The organism is Desulfoprunum benzoelyticum (assembly GCF_014201505.1).
Taxonomy (GTDB): Bacteria; Desulfobacterota; Desulfobulbia; order Desulfobulbales; family Desulfocapsaceae; genus Desulfoprunum; species Desulfoprunum benzoelyticum.
The window spans coordinates 139,899-154,426 of sequence record NZ_JACHEO010000001.1 but is presented as its reverse complement, the minus strand read 5'-3'; the positions used below and the strand labels follow the sequence as shown (position 1 = coordinate 154,426).

Genomic DNA, 14,528 nt, shown 5'->3' with positions numbered 1-14,528 from the left:
TAAGAAAGAGTTATCAACAAGGAGTCACACATGGAACTCATACTCAAGCAAACCATCAGCACTCTGGGGCAAGAGGGCGATATTGTCACCGTCAAGTCGGGATATGGACGCAATTATCTCCTTCCACAGAGAAAAGCGGTTCTGGCCACCCCGGCTAACAAGGCTCTTCTTGAGCAAAACAAGGCGGAGATCGAAGCCAGAAGAGAAGCGGAGCGCAAGATTGCCGAAGAATTGTCGAAAAAGATTTCCGGTCTTGAGATCGTGATCGAACAACTTGCCGGGGATGACGGACGACTGTTCGGTTCGGTCACCAGTGCCGATATCGCCGCCAAACTGGCCGAAAACAATATCGACATCGACCGGAAGCAGATCCTCCTCGTCGATCCGATCAAGACTCTCGGGACAACCGCCATTGCCGTCAAGGTCGGATTCCAGATGACGACCGACATTACGGTCAATGTCGTTCCCACCACCAAGGGGTAGTTGTATCTGATATAAGAAATCAGTTGGCGGCATGTTCGGCGGAGAGTGCGCCGGCTGAGCTGGTCTCTTCACCGACACACCAGGATGGGCCTTGCCTTCCTGGTGTGTTTTTGTTTACACTGCGGCCACTATCCGTACACCATCTCCAATCGGACATATCATCGATGAACATCCTGGCCCAGAACGGAATCGGCATACGCGTCCCTCCCCAGAATATCGAAGCCGAGCAGGCCGTTCTCGGTTCCATCCTCTTAAAGGACAAGGCGTTCACGACGGTTCTTGAAATCATCGAAGGGAACGATTTTTATAAATCTGCCCACCGGATCATCTTCGAAGCTCTTGTCGATCTGTTTGAGAAAAACGAACCGCAGGACCTTCTGACCCTCTCCAACCTTCTCAATGACCAGAACAAACTCGAAGAAATCGGCGGAATCGCCTATCTGACGAGCCTGACCTCCATCGTCCCGGTAACGGCAAATATTGCCAGCTATGCCAAAATCATCCGCCAGAAATCGATCCTGCGCCAACTGATCCAGGTAAACTCCGATATCGCCTCGAGATGCTATGAGGAACAGGGTGACATCGATACCCTCGTCGATGAGGCGGAGCAGGCTATTTTCGACATTGCCGGCGCCAAGAGCAACCAGCACTTCATCGCTGTCAAACACATTGTTCCCAAGGCATTTGAAACGGTTGAAAATCTGTTTAAACGTAAGGAACTGATCACCGGAGTTCCAACCGGTTATTATGATATCGACCGCATCACCGCCGGTCTCCAGCCTTCTGACCTCATTATCCTCGCTGCCCGCCCGTCGATGGGCAAGACCGCCTTCGCGATGAACATCGCCCAGCACGCGGCAATGATCGAGAAGATCGGCGTCGCCATCTTCAGCCTCGAGATGTCGAAGGAACAACTGGTCATGCGCCTTCTCAGCTCCGTCGGCAAGATCGATTCGCAGCGGATCCGTACCGGCAGGCTGCAGAACGATGATTGGCCGAAATTGACCAGAGCCGTTGGCATGCTCTCGGAGGCCCCGATTTACATCGACGACACCCCGGCCGTTTCCGTGCTCGAGATGCGCGCCAAGGTCAGGCGTCTTGCCGCCCAGTTCGATATCGGCCTGGTGGTCGTCGACTATCTCCAGTTGATGCAGGGACGCAGCAACTCTGAAAACAGGACCCAGGAGATCAGCGATATCTCGAGATCACTGAAGGCCCTGGCCAAGGAGCACCACATCCCCGTCCTCGCCCTCTCCCAGCTCAACCGGGGACTGGAGAGCAGGACCGACAAGCGGCCGATGATGGCCGATCTTCGCGAATCCGGGGCCATCGAACAGGATGCCGATGTCATCTGTTTCATTTACCGTGACGAGGTCTACAACAAAGGTGAGGACAACCCCAACAAGGGGAGTGCCGAGGTCATCATAGGCAAACAGAGAAACGGTCCGACAGGCATGGTAAAATTGACATTCCTTAAAGAATTCACTATGTTTGAAAACATGAGTGCAAAAAGTGAATACGAAACAATATAATGCAAACGATCTTCTGTTCGCACATGCCTAACCAGGCACAGGCAAACGCATAGGGGCAACACCATGACCACCAGCCAGAGCGGCAAGAAATACGAGTTCAAGACAATCGAAGACAAATGGCAGCGTTTTTGGAGCGAAAACGCTACCTATCGAACTACAGAAGACGCCACAAAAGAGAAATATTATGTCCTGGAAATGTTTCCTTATCCTTCAGGAAAAATTCACATGGGACATGTCCGGAATTACTCCATTGGCGACGTGGTCGCCAGGTACAAGCGAATGCGGGGCTATAACGTCCTCCACCCGATGGGATGGGATGCCTTCGGCCTGCCCGCAGAAAATGCCGCCCAGAAAAACAACAGCCACCCTGCCACCTGGACCTACGCCAATATTGATTACATGCGCGAGCAGCTGCGGCAGCTTGGTCTTTCCTACGATTGGCAGCGTGAGATCGCCACCTGTAATCCCGGCTATTTCCGCTGGGAGCAGCTTTTTTTCATCGAGATGTGGGAAAAAGGCATCATCTACCAGAAGGTCACGACCGTCAACTGGTGTGAATCCTGCCAGACCGTCCTTGCCAACGAACAGGTCATAGAGGGCTGCTGCTGGCGTTGCGACCAACCGGTCATGCCACGGAAGATGAACGGCTGGTTCTTCAAGATCACCGATTATGCGGAGGAACTGCTCGCCGATCTCGAGAAGTTGACAGGATGGCCGGAAAAAGTGGTGACGATGCAGCGCAACTGGATCGGCAAATCGACCGGTCTCACCTGCGATTTCCCGGTCGACGGACGCGACGAGAAAATCTCCATCTTCACGACCCGTCCCGACACCATTTTCGGGGTCACCTTCATGTCGATCGCCGCTGAGCATCCCCTCCTCGACGCCCTTCTGCCGGGCGGTGAAAATGAGGACGAGATCCGGAAATTCATTGATCAGATCATCACCGAGAAACAGCGCAAGAGCAACGAAGAAGAACCGGAGAAAAAGGGCATCTTCACCGGCAGATACTGTATCAATCCATTCAATGGCAAAAAGATACCGCTGTATATCGCCAATTTTGTCCTGATGGAATACGGCACCGGCGCCGTCATGGCCGTACCGGCCCATGATGAACGTGATTTTGAATTCGCCAGGAAATACGGGCTCGACATCATTCCGGTCATCATGCCGGAAGGGATGACGCTGATCGGTGAATCACTGGATCAGGCCTACACCGGCCCCGGAACCCTTGCCAATTCGGGAGATTTTACCGGTCTGCCGTCGGAGGAGGCCAAAGGGAGGATCATCGCCCATGCCGTCGATCACGGTTTCGGCGCCCCCCACGTAACATACCGGCTCCGCGACTGGGGCATCTCCAGGCAGCGGTACTGGGGCGCCCCGATTCCGATGATCCATTGCGACAGCTGCGGTGTGCAGCCGGTCCCCCGCGAACAGCTGCCGGTCGTACTCCCGGAAGATGTCGATTCCGGCAACAGCAGATGCGATCCCCTGCATCAGCGACCATCCTTCTATACCACCACCTGCCCGGTCTGTAACGGCCCGGCCCGCCGGGAAACGGACACGATGGACACCTTCGTCGAATCATCGTGGTACTTTGCCCGCTACACCTGCCCGCGGCTCACCGAGGCGCCGATTGATCGGGACAAGGCCTCACATTGGCTCCCGGTCGATCAGTACATCGGCGGAGTCGAGCATGCCATCCTCCATCTCCTCTATTCCCGATTTTTCACCAAGGTGCTGCGGGATCTCGGTTATCTCACCATCGATGAACCGTTCACCAATCTCCTGACCCAGGGAATGGTCATCAAAGACGGATCCAAGATGTCGAAATCAAAAGGAAATGTCGTTGATCCCCATGATCTCGTCGCTGAATACGGCGCCGATACCGTCCGGTTGTTCAGCCTTTTTGCCGCCCCTCCGGAAAAGGATCTGGAATGGAATGCACAGGGGGTTGAAGGGGCATCCCGATTCATCAACAGGATTTACCGGTTCGTTGAAAACAACAGCCAGAGCCTGACCAACACCCCTTCCCCAGGTCAGGTCTTGAGCGAGGCGGACCGCAATCTCCACCGCCGGACCCACCAGACCATACGGCGGGTGACGGAGAATATCGAAAACAACTTCCATTTCAACACCGCTATCAGCGCCGTCATGGAACTGTTCAATGTCCTGTCGAACGCCACCGAGAAGGAAAAAAGGAATACGGTTGATCCATACTATGTCAAAGAGGCGATGAACACCGTGCTGCTGCTGCTCTCGCCGATGATCCCCCATTTCTGCTCTGAAATGTGGGAACGGCTGGAAAGAGGGTCGATCGAAACCGTTTCATGGCCGCAATGGGATGCGGAGGCTGCGGCCGAAGAACGGCTCACGATCGTGGTTCAGGTCAACGGCAAGGTGCGCAGCCGCCTTGAAGCTCCTGCAGATATCGAGGACAGGCCGCTTATCGATATGGCTCTTACTGATGATAATGTCGCCAGATTCATCAGCGGCAAAGAGGTGAAAAAGACCATTGTCGTCAAGAAGAAACTTGTTAATATCGTTATATAACACTATACTCTGTATCCTGATAGTGCCAGTGCGGCCGCAGATTGGACATCTGGAAAGCCTCATCATTTCTTGTCAAGGAGAACTTCGTTGAAGAAACCTCGGCTCATACCTTCGCTCGTCACAGCGTTTCTGCTGCTGTTCCTGACCTCATGCGGTTATCACAACCCCTACGTCTATTCAGGTCCTGAGAAATCGATCTACATCGCTGAATGGAAGAATCGCACCAGCGAGCTGGGGCTTGACTCACAGATCTATCGCTCACTGGCCCGCTGGTACCAGAAATCCGGATCGCTGCACGTCACGAAAAAGAAAGAAGGATCTGATCTGATACTTGCTGGCGAGATTGTTTCGATATCTCTGCCGAGTCTGAGTTACCGGTCGAACCGCGATGCGGCCGAGGTCAAGCTCACTCTCCGTGTACGATATATCCTCAAGGATATCGCTACCGGCAAGGTGCTGGTCGAAGCCCCGAGCGAGTATTACACCGAATCGTTTCTGACCTCGTCCTCTTCTGCGGTTGAGGAGGAAAACAAAAAGCAGGCGTTGGAAATAATAATCAAAGATCTCTCCCAGAAGATTTACCAGAGAACGCTGGTGCAGATTCCCAAACTGTAATCGGCTTATCTCCTCTTTTTTTCCCAGGCCGGTATCGTCGATGATATCGGCCTGTTTTTTATCTCCATGCTGACAATCGGTTCGCTCGCCTTCCCCTCACCTCTTGTCCTCGCTCCACTTGCCGGATACAGCGATTTGCCATTTCGACTTCTCTGTCGGGAGTATGGCGCCGGTTTCTGTGTCTCGGAGATGATCAGCTGTCATGGCCTGTGCTATCGGCAGCAAAAGACCATAGATATGCTTCTGTCAACACCTGCGGAGCGCCCCGTCGCCTTTCAGCTTTTCGGCGCCGACCCCGACCGGATGGCGGAAGCCGCGGCGATCATCTCGACCTTTGGTCCGGACATGATCGACATCAACATGGGATGTCCTGTCAAAAAAGTCACAAAACGCGGGGCCGGGGCCGCCCTGATGGCCTCGCCCGAACTCGCCGAGAAAATAATCCTGCGGGTCGTGGCCAATACGTCTCTGCCGGTGACGGTCAAGATCAGGGCCGGGATCAAGGCCTCCGAAGTCAACGGAACGGAATTCGCCAGAATGGCTCAGGGTTCGGGGGCATCCGCGGTCATCGTCCATGGCCGCACCTGGGCCCAGGGGTTTTCGGGCCAGGCGGATAGAACCATCATTGCCGCGATCAAGCAGGCCCTGACGATCCCGGTCATCGGCAACGGCGACATCCAAACCTATCAGGAAGCGATGGAGATGCTGGAGGAAACAGGGTGCGACGGGGTCATGATCGGCCGGGCCGCCCTGGGCAACCCCTGGGTATTCTCCGCTGCCGGACGGCCGGGTGATCTCGGGGCGATCGTCGATGGGGCTCTCCGCCACCTCAACCTGGTTGAACAGTTTCTCGGCGCCAACCGGCCGATTAGTGTCATCAGGAACCACATCGGCAAGTATTTTAAAAACCTGCCGGGCAGCAGTGATATCCGCCGGGCAGTCTACAACTGCCCGGCACTGACGGATTTGAAAAACCTGCTCCTTGCCTTCAGAGATATCAATGAAGAGATCGGCACAACAGCAATCACCGGTGGTGCAGCTTAGCCCAGACCCCGGTAAGCGTTGCGCTGTTTCTCCCCTCTGTTATTTTTCCGGCGAAAATGCCGACCAGTTCCTGATCAGTTCGATCAGGGATCGCGTACCGATACCTGACGGACCTTTCGGAATATACGATTTTTCGGTGAATTCCCAGGCCGTTCCGGCGATATCAAGGTGAACCCAAGGGACATCCTGAACGAATTTCTGCAGATAGGCGGCGGCAGTGATAGTTCCCGCCGGCTTGCCGCCGGTATTCTTGATATCCGCCACCTCGGATTCGATCTGCTTGCTGTACTCCGGTCCCAAGGGCAACCGCCACATCGGTTCACCGCTGCAGCGACCGGCCTCCCTGACCCTCTCCGTCAGTTCGTCATTGTTCCCTAGGATCCCGGTATAATGATGGCCGAGGGCGATGATGACCGCTCCGGTCAAGGTCGCCAGGTCGATGACGCAGCAGGGGGAGAACTTTTCAATCCCGTAGGCCAGCGCATCGGCCAGGATCAGCCTGCCTTCGGCGTCGGTATTGACGATCTCCGATGTAACGCCGCCATAGTGAGCGATGATATCGCCGGGCTTGACTGCCGCCCCCCCGCCCATGTTCTCCGTGGCCGGGATGATCGCCACCACTCCGACATCCGGCCGTTCTTCGCCGATAACCTGCATGGCAGACAGGACTGCGGCGCCGCCGCACATGTCGTATTTCATGTCCTGCATCCCCGTCGCCGGCTTCAGCGACACCCCACCGGAGTCGAAGGTCAGCCCTTTTCCGACCAGGAGGATCGTCTCCGCCGGCTGGTCCGGCCGGTATTGAAGGATGACCATTTTCGGCGGTTCGGCCGACCCTCGGCTGACGGCAAGGATGCCCCCCATCCCAAGGCGCTGCATATCCTCTTTCTCCAGGATCGTCACCTGCATCGCCATACGGTCGGCGAGCCCCTGGGCGTATTCGCCAAACCGTGACGGCGTCCAACCGCTGCCGGGTTCATTGGCCATATCCCGCGCTGCATTTGCGGCCCTGGCAGCCCGCTCCCCGCGTTCAACCCCCTTGCGCACCTCTCCCGTCCTGGATGAGGTGTGGAACACAACCTTTTTCAACCCCGGATACGGCTGCTCATTTTTATCTTCGGTCTTGTATTTGCGGAAACGATAATCGCCAAGCACCACCCCTTCCGCCAGACTTTCGGCGACGCCGCCAGGTTCGAGGGGAAAGAGAGTGGGAAGGCTGATCATTATCGATCCAGCCTGTATCCTGGCACAGTGACGGGCGATATTACCGCCGACGATCCGGCAGGTCTCCTTCAAATCGCCGGGGTCTGCAGATGTGGCAATTTTACCCATGCCAGCCAGCATGATACGTCTGGCACTGAACGCTATCGCCATCGCCGGATCCGGATACAAGACCAGGGTCTCTTCCATTTTGCCTTTGAAATCTCCAAGTTCCAATGCGTTGATCACCAGGGGGCGCAACCGTTCGTCACAGGAAGGCAGACCTTGTTCCGGCTGTACCATACAGATCACCAGCAGGTCGCCGCTATAGACGGCAATATCCTTGCCACTCACCGAAAATTTTGTTGTATCCATCTGATCCTCTCGCAACACACTCTATTGTGTACAATTATCTGGTTATTCACCAGACAGGTACGGTATGATTTTTCACCACAGGAAAGTCGCCCAATCGATTGCCCGGGATGGGGAACCGATTGCGCTCTCGCCAATAAATACATTTCCATGATACAACGGAGATTTTTTCGTGCTGCAATCATTTATTACCGCCACCGTCTCAGCGGTCCTTGTTTCTGCTTTGTGCTCCCTCTGTGAAGCCGTCCTCTATTCCGTGACCACAAGCCAACTTGAGCTGCTCAAAAATTCCGGTCATCCATCTGCCAGAACCCTTCTGGATCTGCGTGCGGACATCAATGAGCCGATCACCGCCATCCTGACGCTGAACACCATCGCCAACACCGTCGGCGCCGCGATTGCCGGTGCGGCAGCGGCCAGGCTCTTTGGCGATGAAAATCTGATATTGTTCTCCGGCATTTTCACCCTGACCATTCTTATCTTCTCTGAAATCATACCCAAAACTCTGGGCGTGAGCTTCGCCTACCGACTCGCCCCGATCATCGCCCACCCCATCCGCTGGATGGTATTGATCCTCAAACCCATCGTCTGGTTCTGCCGTCTGATCACCCGGCTCCTGCCATCCAATGCCCGGGATGGCAACATCAGCGCTGAGGAACTGCAGACCATTGCCACACTCTCCCTTGAATCCGGGGCGATCGAAAAGGCCGAGGAGAAGGTTATTATCAACATCCTCAACCTGAAAGGAAAGATTGTCCGCGAGGTCATGACCCCCCGCACCGTGACCTTTTCCCTTGACGAACAGCTGACCGTTGACGAGGCGATGAAGAAGGTGACCCTCATTGGCAGCCACAGCCGTCTCCCGGTCTTCAATCATGATCCTGACAATATCACCGGAATGGTCCTCCGCCGCGATGTCCTGCAGGCGGCAGCCGAGGGAAAAACAGGGAACACTCTTTCCAGCATGCTCCATCCGGTCCATTTCGTGCCGGAAACCGCACCGCTCAACCGCGTCCTGGTCGAATTTTTCGATCGGCGCCAGCATCTCTTCGTCGTCGTCGATGAATACGGATCGGTGACCGGAGTAGTCTCACTGGAGGACATCATCGAGGAGATCGTCGGCAGGGAGATCGTCGACGAGACCGATCGAGCCAAAGACATGAGAGAATTCGCTCGGGCCAAAAATCTTCAATCGGCGTCCAGGAGAAAAAGCTGCTCCTGATTATTCCACCGCCCCGAGCCGTACCGGCACATCGACCGGAGACCCGTCCCGCACCACCGTCACCGTGACCTCGTCTCCGACCTTGAACCGTTCGAGTTCGGTGCGTATGGCATCATAGGAATCGACCTTGCTGCCGGCGATCGCGACGATGATGTCGCCGAGGATGATTTCCCCCATGTACTGGGTGGTGGCTCGCAACCCTGCCTTGTCGGCCGGGCCGTTTTTCTCCAGACCGAGAATCAGCACCCCGTCGACGCCGAGGTTGGCGTTGAGATTTTCGTCGGCCAGCGTTGCCCCGAGGCCTGGTCGGATAATCCGTCCGAATTTGATCAGTTCGGGGACAACCCGATTGACTTCGGAAACCGGGACGGCGAAACCGATACCGGCGTAGGCCCCGGAAGGGCTGTAGATGGCGGTATTGACTCCGATCAGCCGGCCGGCACTGTCAAGCAGCGGTCCCCCGGAATTTCCGGGATTGATCGCCGCATCGGTCTGGATCATGCCATGGATCATGCGGCCGCTGACAGACTTGATCTGGCGGCCGAGGGCGGAAATGATTCCGGAGGTGATGGTCCGGTCGAGACCGAAGGGATTGCCGATCGCATACACCTTCTGACCGACGAGAAGATTGGCCGATTCGCCGACCGTGATCGGCTGCAGCAGTTTTTTCGGAGCGTTGATCTGGAGGACGGCGATATCCTTGTCGGGAGAGGCGCCAACCAGCACCGCCTTCCATGTCGAATTATCGGCCATGGTGATCTGGACGCTGTTGGCATCGCTGATCACATGGTAATTGGTGACGATCCTTCCCTCGTTGTCCCAGACGAAACCGGATCCGGTGCCCTGCGGAATCTCGACCGCATTGAGTGAAAACAACCCTCGCCGCAACGCGGTACTGGTGACATAGACAACCGAACTGGAATTTTTCTTGAAGATCTCGATCGTGTTCTGTTCGTCGGCGGCAAGATCGCCGCGGGCGGTCACGCTTCGCGGTATCGCCTCCGGATTCAGAGGTGAACGCACCGGCTGGCCGAATATCAGCCACAACCCGAACAACAGGAGAAAAAGGACGAGAAAGGGGGAGAGTTTTTTCATGGCAGTTCGATCAATGCCTCCGATCCGGGCCGACATCACCGGCGACGATCCGGATCGCTATCGAGGCAATCTATAATTGCAGCAGCAGTTTGGCCACCGACAGATACACCAATACACCGAGGACGTCGATCAAGGTCGTGACCACCGGACCGGTAGCGATAGCGGCGTCGACATCAAACCGCTTCAGGATCAATGGGACAAGGGAGCCGACCGTCGCCGCCATGACCATTGAAAAAAAGATCGACAGACCGACGACGAGGCCGAGCAACCTGGGCTCGGCATACCCGAAATAGGACACCACCCCGAGCAGTATCCCATAAAGGCCGCCCAGGATCAGGCCGACGCGCATCTCCTTGAACACGATACGGAACAACTCGTTGATATTGACCCGGCCGGTGGCGATCCCCCTGACGATAATGGTCGACGACTGGGTGGCGATGTTGCCGCCCATGCCGGCAATAATCGGCATGAACGAGGCCAGGGCGATAATCTGGCTCAATTCGTGGGAAAAAAAACCGACGATCAGCATCGACATGACCCCGCCGATGAATGTCGCCAGCAGCCATGGGGCCCGGATGATGGAATTTTCCTTGATCGATTTGAGCAGGATCTCACGGTCCTTGCCGGCACCGGCCATCTGCAGGAACTCCTCGGTCGCCTCCTCGCGGATGACATCGATGATATCGTCGACGGTGACGATCCCCAGCAGTTTATAGTTGGAATCGACGACCGGTACGGCCAGAATGTTGTACTGGGAGACGACATGGGCGACGTCATTCTGGGGAGTATCGGTCGTTACCGAGATGACGTTGGGGTTCATGATGTTTTTCAACTGCCGGTGCGGCGGATGCATCAGCAGTTCGCGCAGCGACACCACTCCGGCGAGTTTGCCGTCGCCGTGAGTGATATAGAGATAGAATACCATCTCCTTTTCTTCGCTTCGTTTCTGGATGCTGGTAATCGCCTCCCCGGCGGTCTGCTCTCCGTCAAGGCTCATGAAATCAGGGGACATCAGTCCACCGGCAGTCTCGGGATGATACTGGAGCAGTTCCTCCATCTCTTCCCGATCCTGTTTTTCCATGTGCTTGCGGATATCGTTGACAATCTCCTCCGGCAGGGCCTCGAGCAGGTCGACGGCATCATCGGACGGCATGTTGGCAAGGATATCGGCCATGTTCTGTGGCGGCATCTCCTTGACCAGATCGACAACCAGCGAATCATCGAGTTCGCTCAGAAATTCCCCGACACGTTCAGTCTGGGCGATGATAGTGAAGATCTTGGAGCGCTCCTCCTCGGTTAGATGACGAAACACCCAAGCGATATCGGCAGGATGGGTTTTTGAAACGAGCTTCATCAAATGCTCGTTGGCCCCCCTCCTGGCAAGGCGGCGGACCATATCGAAAAGGACCATCCCCTCGTTACCGACGAGTTCTTTTTTTCCCTTTTCTTCCATAACCATTCCCGACGATTGATGATTTACGGCATCTCACCTGGTTCAAGGCAAAGTCACGTCATTATACTGCTATAGCAAAGCGATGCTACAATCATTTTCCCTCATGGAAGAAAGCCGCGCGATTTTCCCGCTCAGCCGGAACTTTTCCGTCGGAACTATTTCCAACGGTCCAAAACCAAACCGCACAGCTAATGAATAGCAAGATAATTCAGATGGATATAAATGACGATGGCAACAATGACGCCATTCATGCAGACCTTGGCTCACCCTCGTGATGCGGTTGATCAAATCTCAAAATAAACCGGCGCCGAGGCGTTGACGCGATACTCTTCAGAAATGCCGATAATGCACAAATTCGGCAATGGGGCGGCGTGGAGGCGGTGAAGGGGCATGGGCGGGATAGCCGATCGGAATCAACGCGACAATATCATAGGAATCAGGGAGGCCAAGCAATCCGGCAACGCGGGCATGGTCGAAGGAACCGACAATCACCGATCCCAGGCCAAGGATATGGGCGGCAAGGCAGACATTCTGGGTCGCAAGACCAAGGTCGTACATCAGCCAGTCCTCAAACTTGGTCTTGCGTTCGCCATTGTAGTACCCGGCCTTATGCTTCTGTCCGCAAATCCCGAGCACCACCGGAGCCTGGGAAATGGCCCGAGTGGCCGGATTTTTCGGGGTCAGCAGTTCGACCAGCCCATCCTTGTCGGCCTGGGCCTCGATGACGACAATCTCCCAACACTGGGTGTTGCCCCAGGATGGCGCCCAGCGCACCGCTTCGAAGAGTTCCTGAAGTTTCTCGGGCTCGATGGCCTGTTCCTGAAAACGGCGGATACTCCTTCTCTCTTTGATTGCCCGCAGCAGCTCCTGTTGTAGCATCATCGGTCCTCAATCGTTGCGGTGGATGAAATTGCAGCTGACTTCCATGTGCATCTGACGCACAATCTTTCTATCACGAGAGCTCGCGCAGAATTTCCCTGGAGATGATCAGGCGCTGGATCTCGCTGGTTCCCTCGTAGATCGTGGTAATACGGGCATCGCGGGCGTAGCGCTCAATCGGGAAATCCTGGGTGTAGCCGTAGCCGCCGAGAATCTGCATCGCCTGGTAGCAGGCCTGGTTGGCGGTCTCGGTTGCAAACACCTTCGCCATCGACGCCTCCTTGGCGAAGGAGCGTCCCTGCTCCTTGCGGAAGGCGGCGTTCATCAGCAGCAACCGCGCGGCCTCGAGGGCGGTATAGATATCGGCGATCTTCCATTGGATCGCCTGGAACTCAGAGATCTTGCGGCCGAACTGGACCCGCTCAAGGGAATAGCGGGTCGCAAAATCCATCGCCGCCAGGCCGACCCCGAGCCCGAGGGAACCGATGCCGATGCGCCCGCCGCCAAGTTCGGCGACCGCGACCCGAAAACCATCGTTGATCTTACCCATCAACGCGCTCTTCGGGATCCGGCAATCTTCAAACAGGATCTCATTGGTCGATGAGGCATGCTGCCCCATCTTCGCCTCCCGTTTGCCGATCGTCAGCCCCTTGGTCCCCGCCTCGACCAGGAACAGGCTGATACCCTTGCCCTTCGGCGCCTTCTGATCTGTCACTGCCCACACCACGAACACCCCGGCGTAGGGGGCGCTGGTGATGAAGATCTTCGACCCGTTCAACACCCACTGGTCGCCATCAAGGACCGCCGTCGTCGTCATCCCCGCCGGGTCCGAACCAGCTCCGGTCTCGGTCAGGCCGAAGGCCCCGGCGAGGCTGTCACCGCTGCAGATCATCGGGATATATCGCTTTTTCTGCTCTTCGGTGCCAAGGGCCTGGATGACCTCGTTGACCATGTTGTTGACCGACACCGTCACCGCCGTCGAGGCGCAGGCGCGGGCGATTTCAGTGACGGCGACACTGAAGGCAACCGCACCGGCCTCAGCCCCACCGTATTGATCGTGAATATTGAGTCCCATGAAACCAAGTTCCGCCAATTTTTTCAAATTGGAGAAAAAAGCTTCATTGTTTTCACCACGGTCCAGATCGGCGGCAATGGGCGCCAGTTCAGCGGCGGCAAATTCTCGAGCTGTATCCTGGATAAGCTTCTGTTCCGCTGTCAGATCAAGATTCATGTTTTCAATCCTTGTCGCTGTCAAAGAGTGGCGGTCGTTTTTCAGTAAAGGCCTTCATGCCTTCCTGTTGCTGGGGACTGGAAAAACACATGGCAAAGAGATCGGCTTCGTACCGGCAGGCCCGGCCGAGATCCATCTCGATGCCGTTATTGACCGCATCCTTGCATAACCTGACGGCGATCGGGCCACGCGCGGCAATTCGGCCAGCCATTTCCCGACACGAGCTCATCAATTGCTCTCGCGGCACAGTCCGGTTGACGAGACCGATCCGGGCGGCCTCGCCGGCATCGATGATATCGCCGGAAAACAGCAATTCGCAGGCGTATCCCTTGCCGATCAGACGCGGCAGTCGCTGGGTTCCGGCAAAACCCGGGATAACCCCGAGACCGACTTCCGGCTGACCGAAGCGGGCGTTTTCGCCGGCAATACGGATGTCACAGGCGAGGGCCAGCTCACAACCGCCGCCCAGGGCAAACCCGTTGACGGCGGCAATGACCGGCCGATCGAGCTGTTCGATCGCATTCATCACCTTTTGGCCCAGGGTGGCAAATTCACGGGCCTGCAATGGATTGAGATGCTGCATATAGGCAATATCGGCACCGGCGACAAAGGATTTTTCCCCCGCACCGGTGAGAATCACCACCCGTATCGCCGGGTCATCGGCAATCGCCTGGAAGCAACGATCCAGATCCTCAAGGGTGGCACGATTCAGGGCGTTAAGGACCTTCGGACGGTTGATCGTCACCGTGGCAATGGCCCCATCTTTTTCAAACAGAATTGTTTCGTAGTCCATAAACTCCTCGTTTCTTCTTCAACTGCAGCGAAAAGGATTCGATAGCTCTCTCCAGG

General features: G+C 56.0%; 12 protein-coding genes. 6 read left to right on the top strand and 6 right to left on the bottom strand.

Features of this window, described 5'->3' with window-relative positions; all coding sequences use genetic code 11:
* The first annotated feature begins 30 nt into the window (after positions 1-30).
* The 5 genes from rplI to dusB all read left to right on the top strand — a co-directional run bounded on the left by rplI (position 31) and on the right by dusB (position 6,227).
* On the top strand, positions 31-483 hold the full coding sequence (rplI, locus tag HNQ81_RS00635) for a 50S ribosomal protein L9 (protein ID WP_183347263.1): 453 nt from the start codon (positions 31-33) through the stop codon (positions 481-483).
* A 164-nt stretch (positions 484-647) separates the two neighbouring features.
* Positions 648-2,015, top strand: a complete 1,368-nt coding sequence (dnaB, locus tag HNQ81_RS00630) for a replicative DNA helicase (RefSeq protein ID WP_183347261.1) — start codon at positions 648-650, stop codon at positions 2,013-2,015.
* Positions 2,016-2,078: 63 nt separating this feature from the next.
* A complete protein-coding gene (leuS, locus tag HNQ81_RS00625; protein ID WP_183347259.1) occupies positions 2,079-4,568 on the top strand; it encodes a leucine--tRNA ligase in 2,490 nt (829 codons plus the stop codon).
* A gap of 87 nt (positions 4,569-4,655) precedes the next feature.
* Positions 4,656-5,183 (top strand): LPS assembly lipoprotein LptE, encoded by a 528-nt coding sequence (gene lptE / locus HNQ81_RS00620; RefSeq protein ID WP_183347257.1) that lies wholly within the window; start codon positions 4,656-4,658, stop codon positions 5,181-5,183.
* A 66-nt stretch (positions 5,184-5,249) separates the two neighbouring features.
* Complete coding sequence (dusB, locus tag HNQ81_RS00615) at positions 5,250-6,227, top strand: tRNA dihydrouridine synthase DusB (RefSeq protein WP_183347255.1); 978 nt, start codon at positions 5,250-5,252, stop codon at positions 6,225-6,227.
* 39 nt (positions 6,228-6,266) lie between these two features.
* On the opposite strand, the gene HNQ81_RS00610 is transcribed toward dusB, so the two are convergent.
* The gene (locus HNQ81_RS00610; protein WP_183347253.1) at positions 6,267-7,802 is read right to left on the bottom strand and encodes a leucyl aminopeptidase; all 1,536 of its coding nucleotides are present in this window, start codon (positions 7,800-7,802) and stop codon (positions 6,267-6,269) included.
* A gap of 169 nt (positions 7,803-7,971) precedes the next feature.
* On the opposite strand from HNQ81_RS00610, the gene HNQ81_RS00605 reads away from it, so the two are divergent.
* The gene (locus tag HNQ81_RS00605) at positions 7,972-9,021 is read left to right on the top strand and encodes a CNNM domain-containing protein (RefSeq protein ID WP_183347251.1); all 1,050 of its coding nucleotides are present in this window, start codon (positions 7,972-7,974) and stop codon (positions 9,019-9,021) included.
* Here HNQ81_RS00605 and HNQ81_RS00600 read toward each other — a convergent pair whose 3' ends face one another.
* The 5 genes from HNQ81_RS00600 to HNQ81_RS00580 form a co-directional block, all read right to left on the bottom strand.
* On the bottom strand, positions 9,022-10,116 hold the full coding sequence (locus tag HNQ81_RS00600; RefSeq protein ID WP_183347249.1) for a S1C family serine protease: 1,095 nt from the start codon (positions 10,114-10,116) through the stop codon (positions 9,022-9,024).
* Positions 10,117-10,186: 70 nt separating this feature from the next.
* Positions 10,187-11,569: a magnesium transporter gene (mgtE, locus tag HNQ81_RS00595; protein ID WP_183347247.1), complete on the bottom strand. Its 1,383-nt coding sequence runs from the start codon at positions 11,567-11,569 to the stop codon at positions 10,187-10,189.
* Between the two features lie 330 nt (positions 11,570-11,899).
* On the bottom strand, positions 11,900-12,451 hold the full coding sequence (locus tag HNQ81_RS00590; RefSeq protein WP_240191552.1) for a nitroreductase family protein: 552 nt from the start codon (positions 12,449-12,451) through the stop codon (positions 11,900-11,902).
* A gap of 70 nt (positions 12,452-12,521) precedes the next feature.
* Positions 12,522-13,679 (bottom strand): acyl-CoA dehydrogenase family protein, encoded by a 1,158-nt coding sequence (locus HNQ81_RS00585; protein WP_183347245.1) that lies wholly within the window; start codon positions 13,677-13,679, stop codon positions 12,522-12,524.
* Positions 13,680-13,683: 4 nt separating this feature from the next.
* The gene (locus tag HNQ81_RS00580; protein WP_183347243.1) at positions 13,684-14,472 is read right to left on the bottom strand and encodes an enoyl-CoA hydratase-related protein; all 789 of its coding nucleotides are present in this window, start codon (positions 14,470-14,472) and stop codon (positions 13,684-13,686) included.
* Positions 14,473-14,528 lie beyond the last annotated feature (56 nt).

Bases quoted from the DNA above. Each gene is read 5' to 3' on its own strand.
- rplI (WP_183347263.1), top strand. From the start codon at position 31: ATGGAACTCATACTCAAGCAAACCATCAGCACTCTGGGGCAAGAGGGC.
- dnaB (WP_183347261.1), top strand. From the start codon at position 648: ATGAACATCCTGGCCCAGAACGGAATCGGCATACGCGTCCCTCCCCAG.
- leuS (WP_183347259.1), top strand. From the start codon at position 2,079: ATGACCACCAGCCAGAGCGGCAAGAAATACGAGTTCAAGACAATCGAA.
- dusB (WP_183347255.1), top strand. From the start codon at position 5,250: ATGCTGACAATCGGTTCGCTCGCCTTCCCCTCACCTCTTGTCCTCGCT.
- HNQ81_RS00610 (WP_183347253.1), bottom strand. From the start codon at position 7,802: ATGGATACAACAAAATTTTCGGTGAGTGGCAAGGATATTGCCGTCTAT.
- HNQ81_RS00600 (WP_183347249.1), bottom strand. From the start codon at position 10,116: ATGAAAAAACTCTCCCCCTTTCTCGTCCTTTTTCTCCTGTTGTTCGGG.
- mgtE (WP_183347247.1), bottom strand. From the start codon at position 11,569: ATGGAAGAAAAGGGAAAAAAAGAACTCGTCGGTAACGAGGGGATGGTC.
- HNQ81_RS00590 (WP_240191552.1), bottom strand. From the start codon at position 12,451: ATGATGCTACAACAGGAGCTGCTGCGGGCAATCAAAGAGAGAAGGAGT.
- HNQ81_RS00585 (WP_183347245.1), bottom strand. From the start codon at position 13,679: ATGAATCTTGATCTGACAGCGGAACAGAAGCTTATCCAGGATACAGCT.
- HNQ81_RS00580 (WP_183347243.1), bottom strand. From the start codon at position 14,472: ATGGACTACGAAACAATTCTGTTTGAAAAAGATGGGGCCATTGCCACG.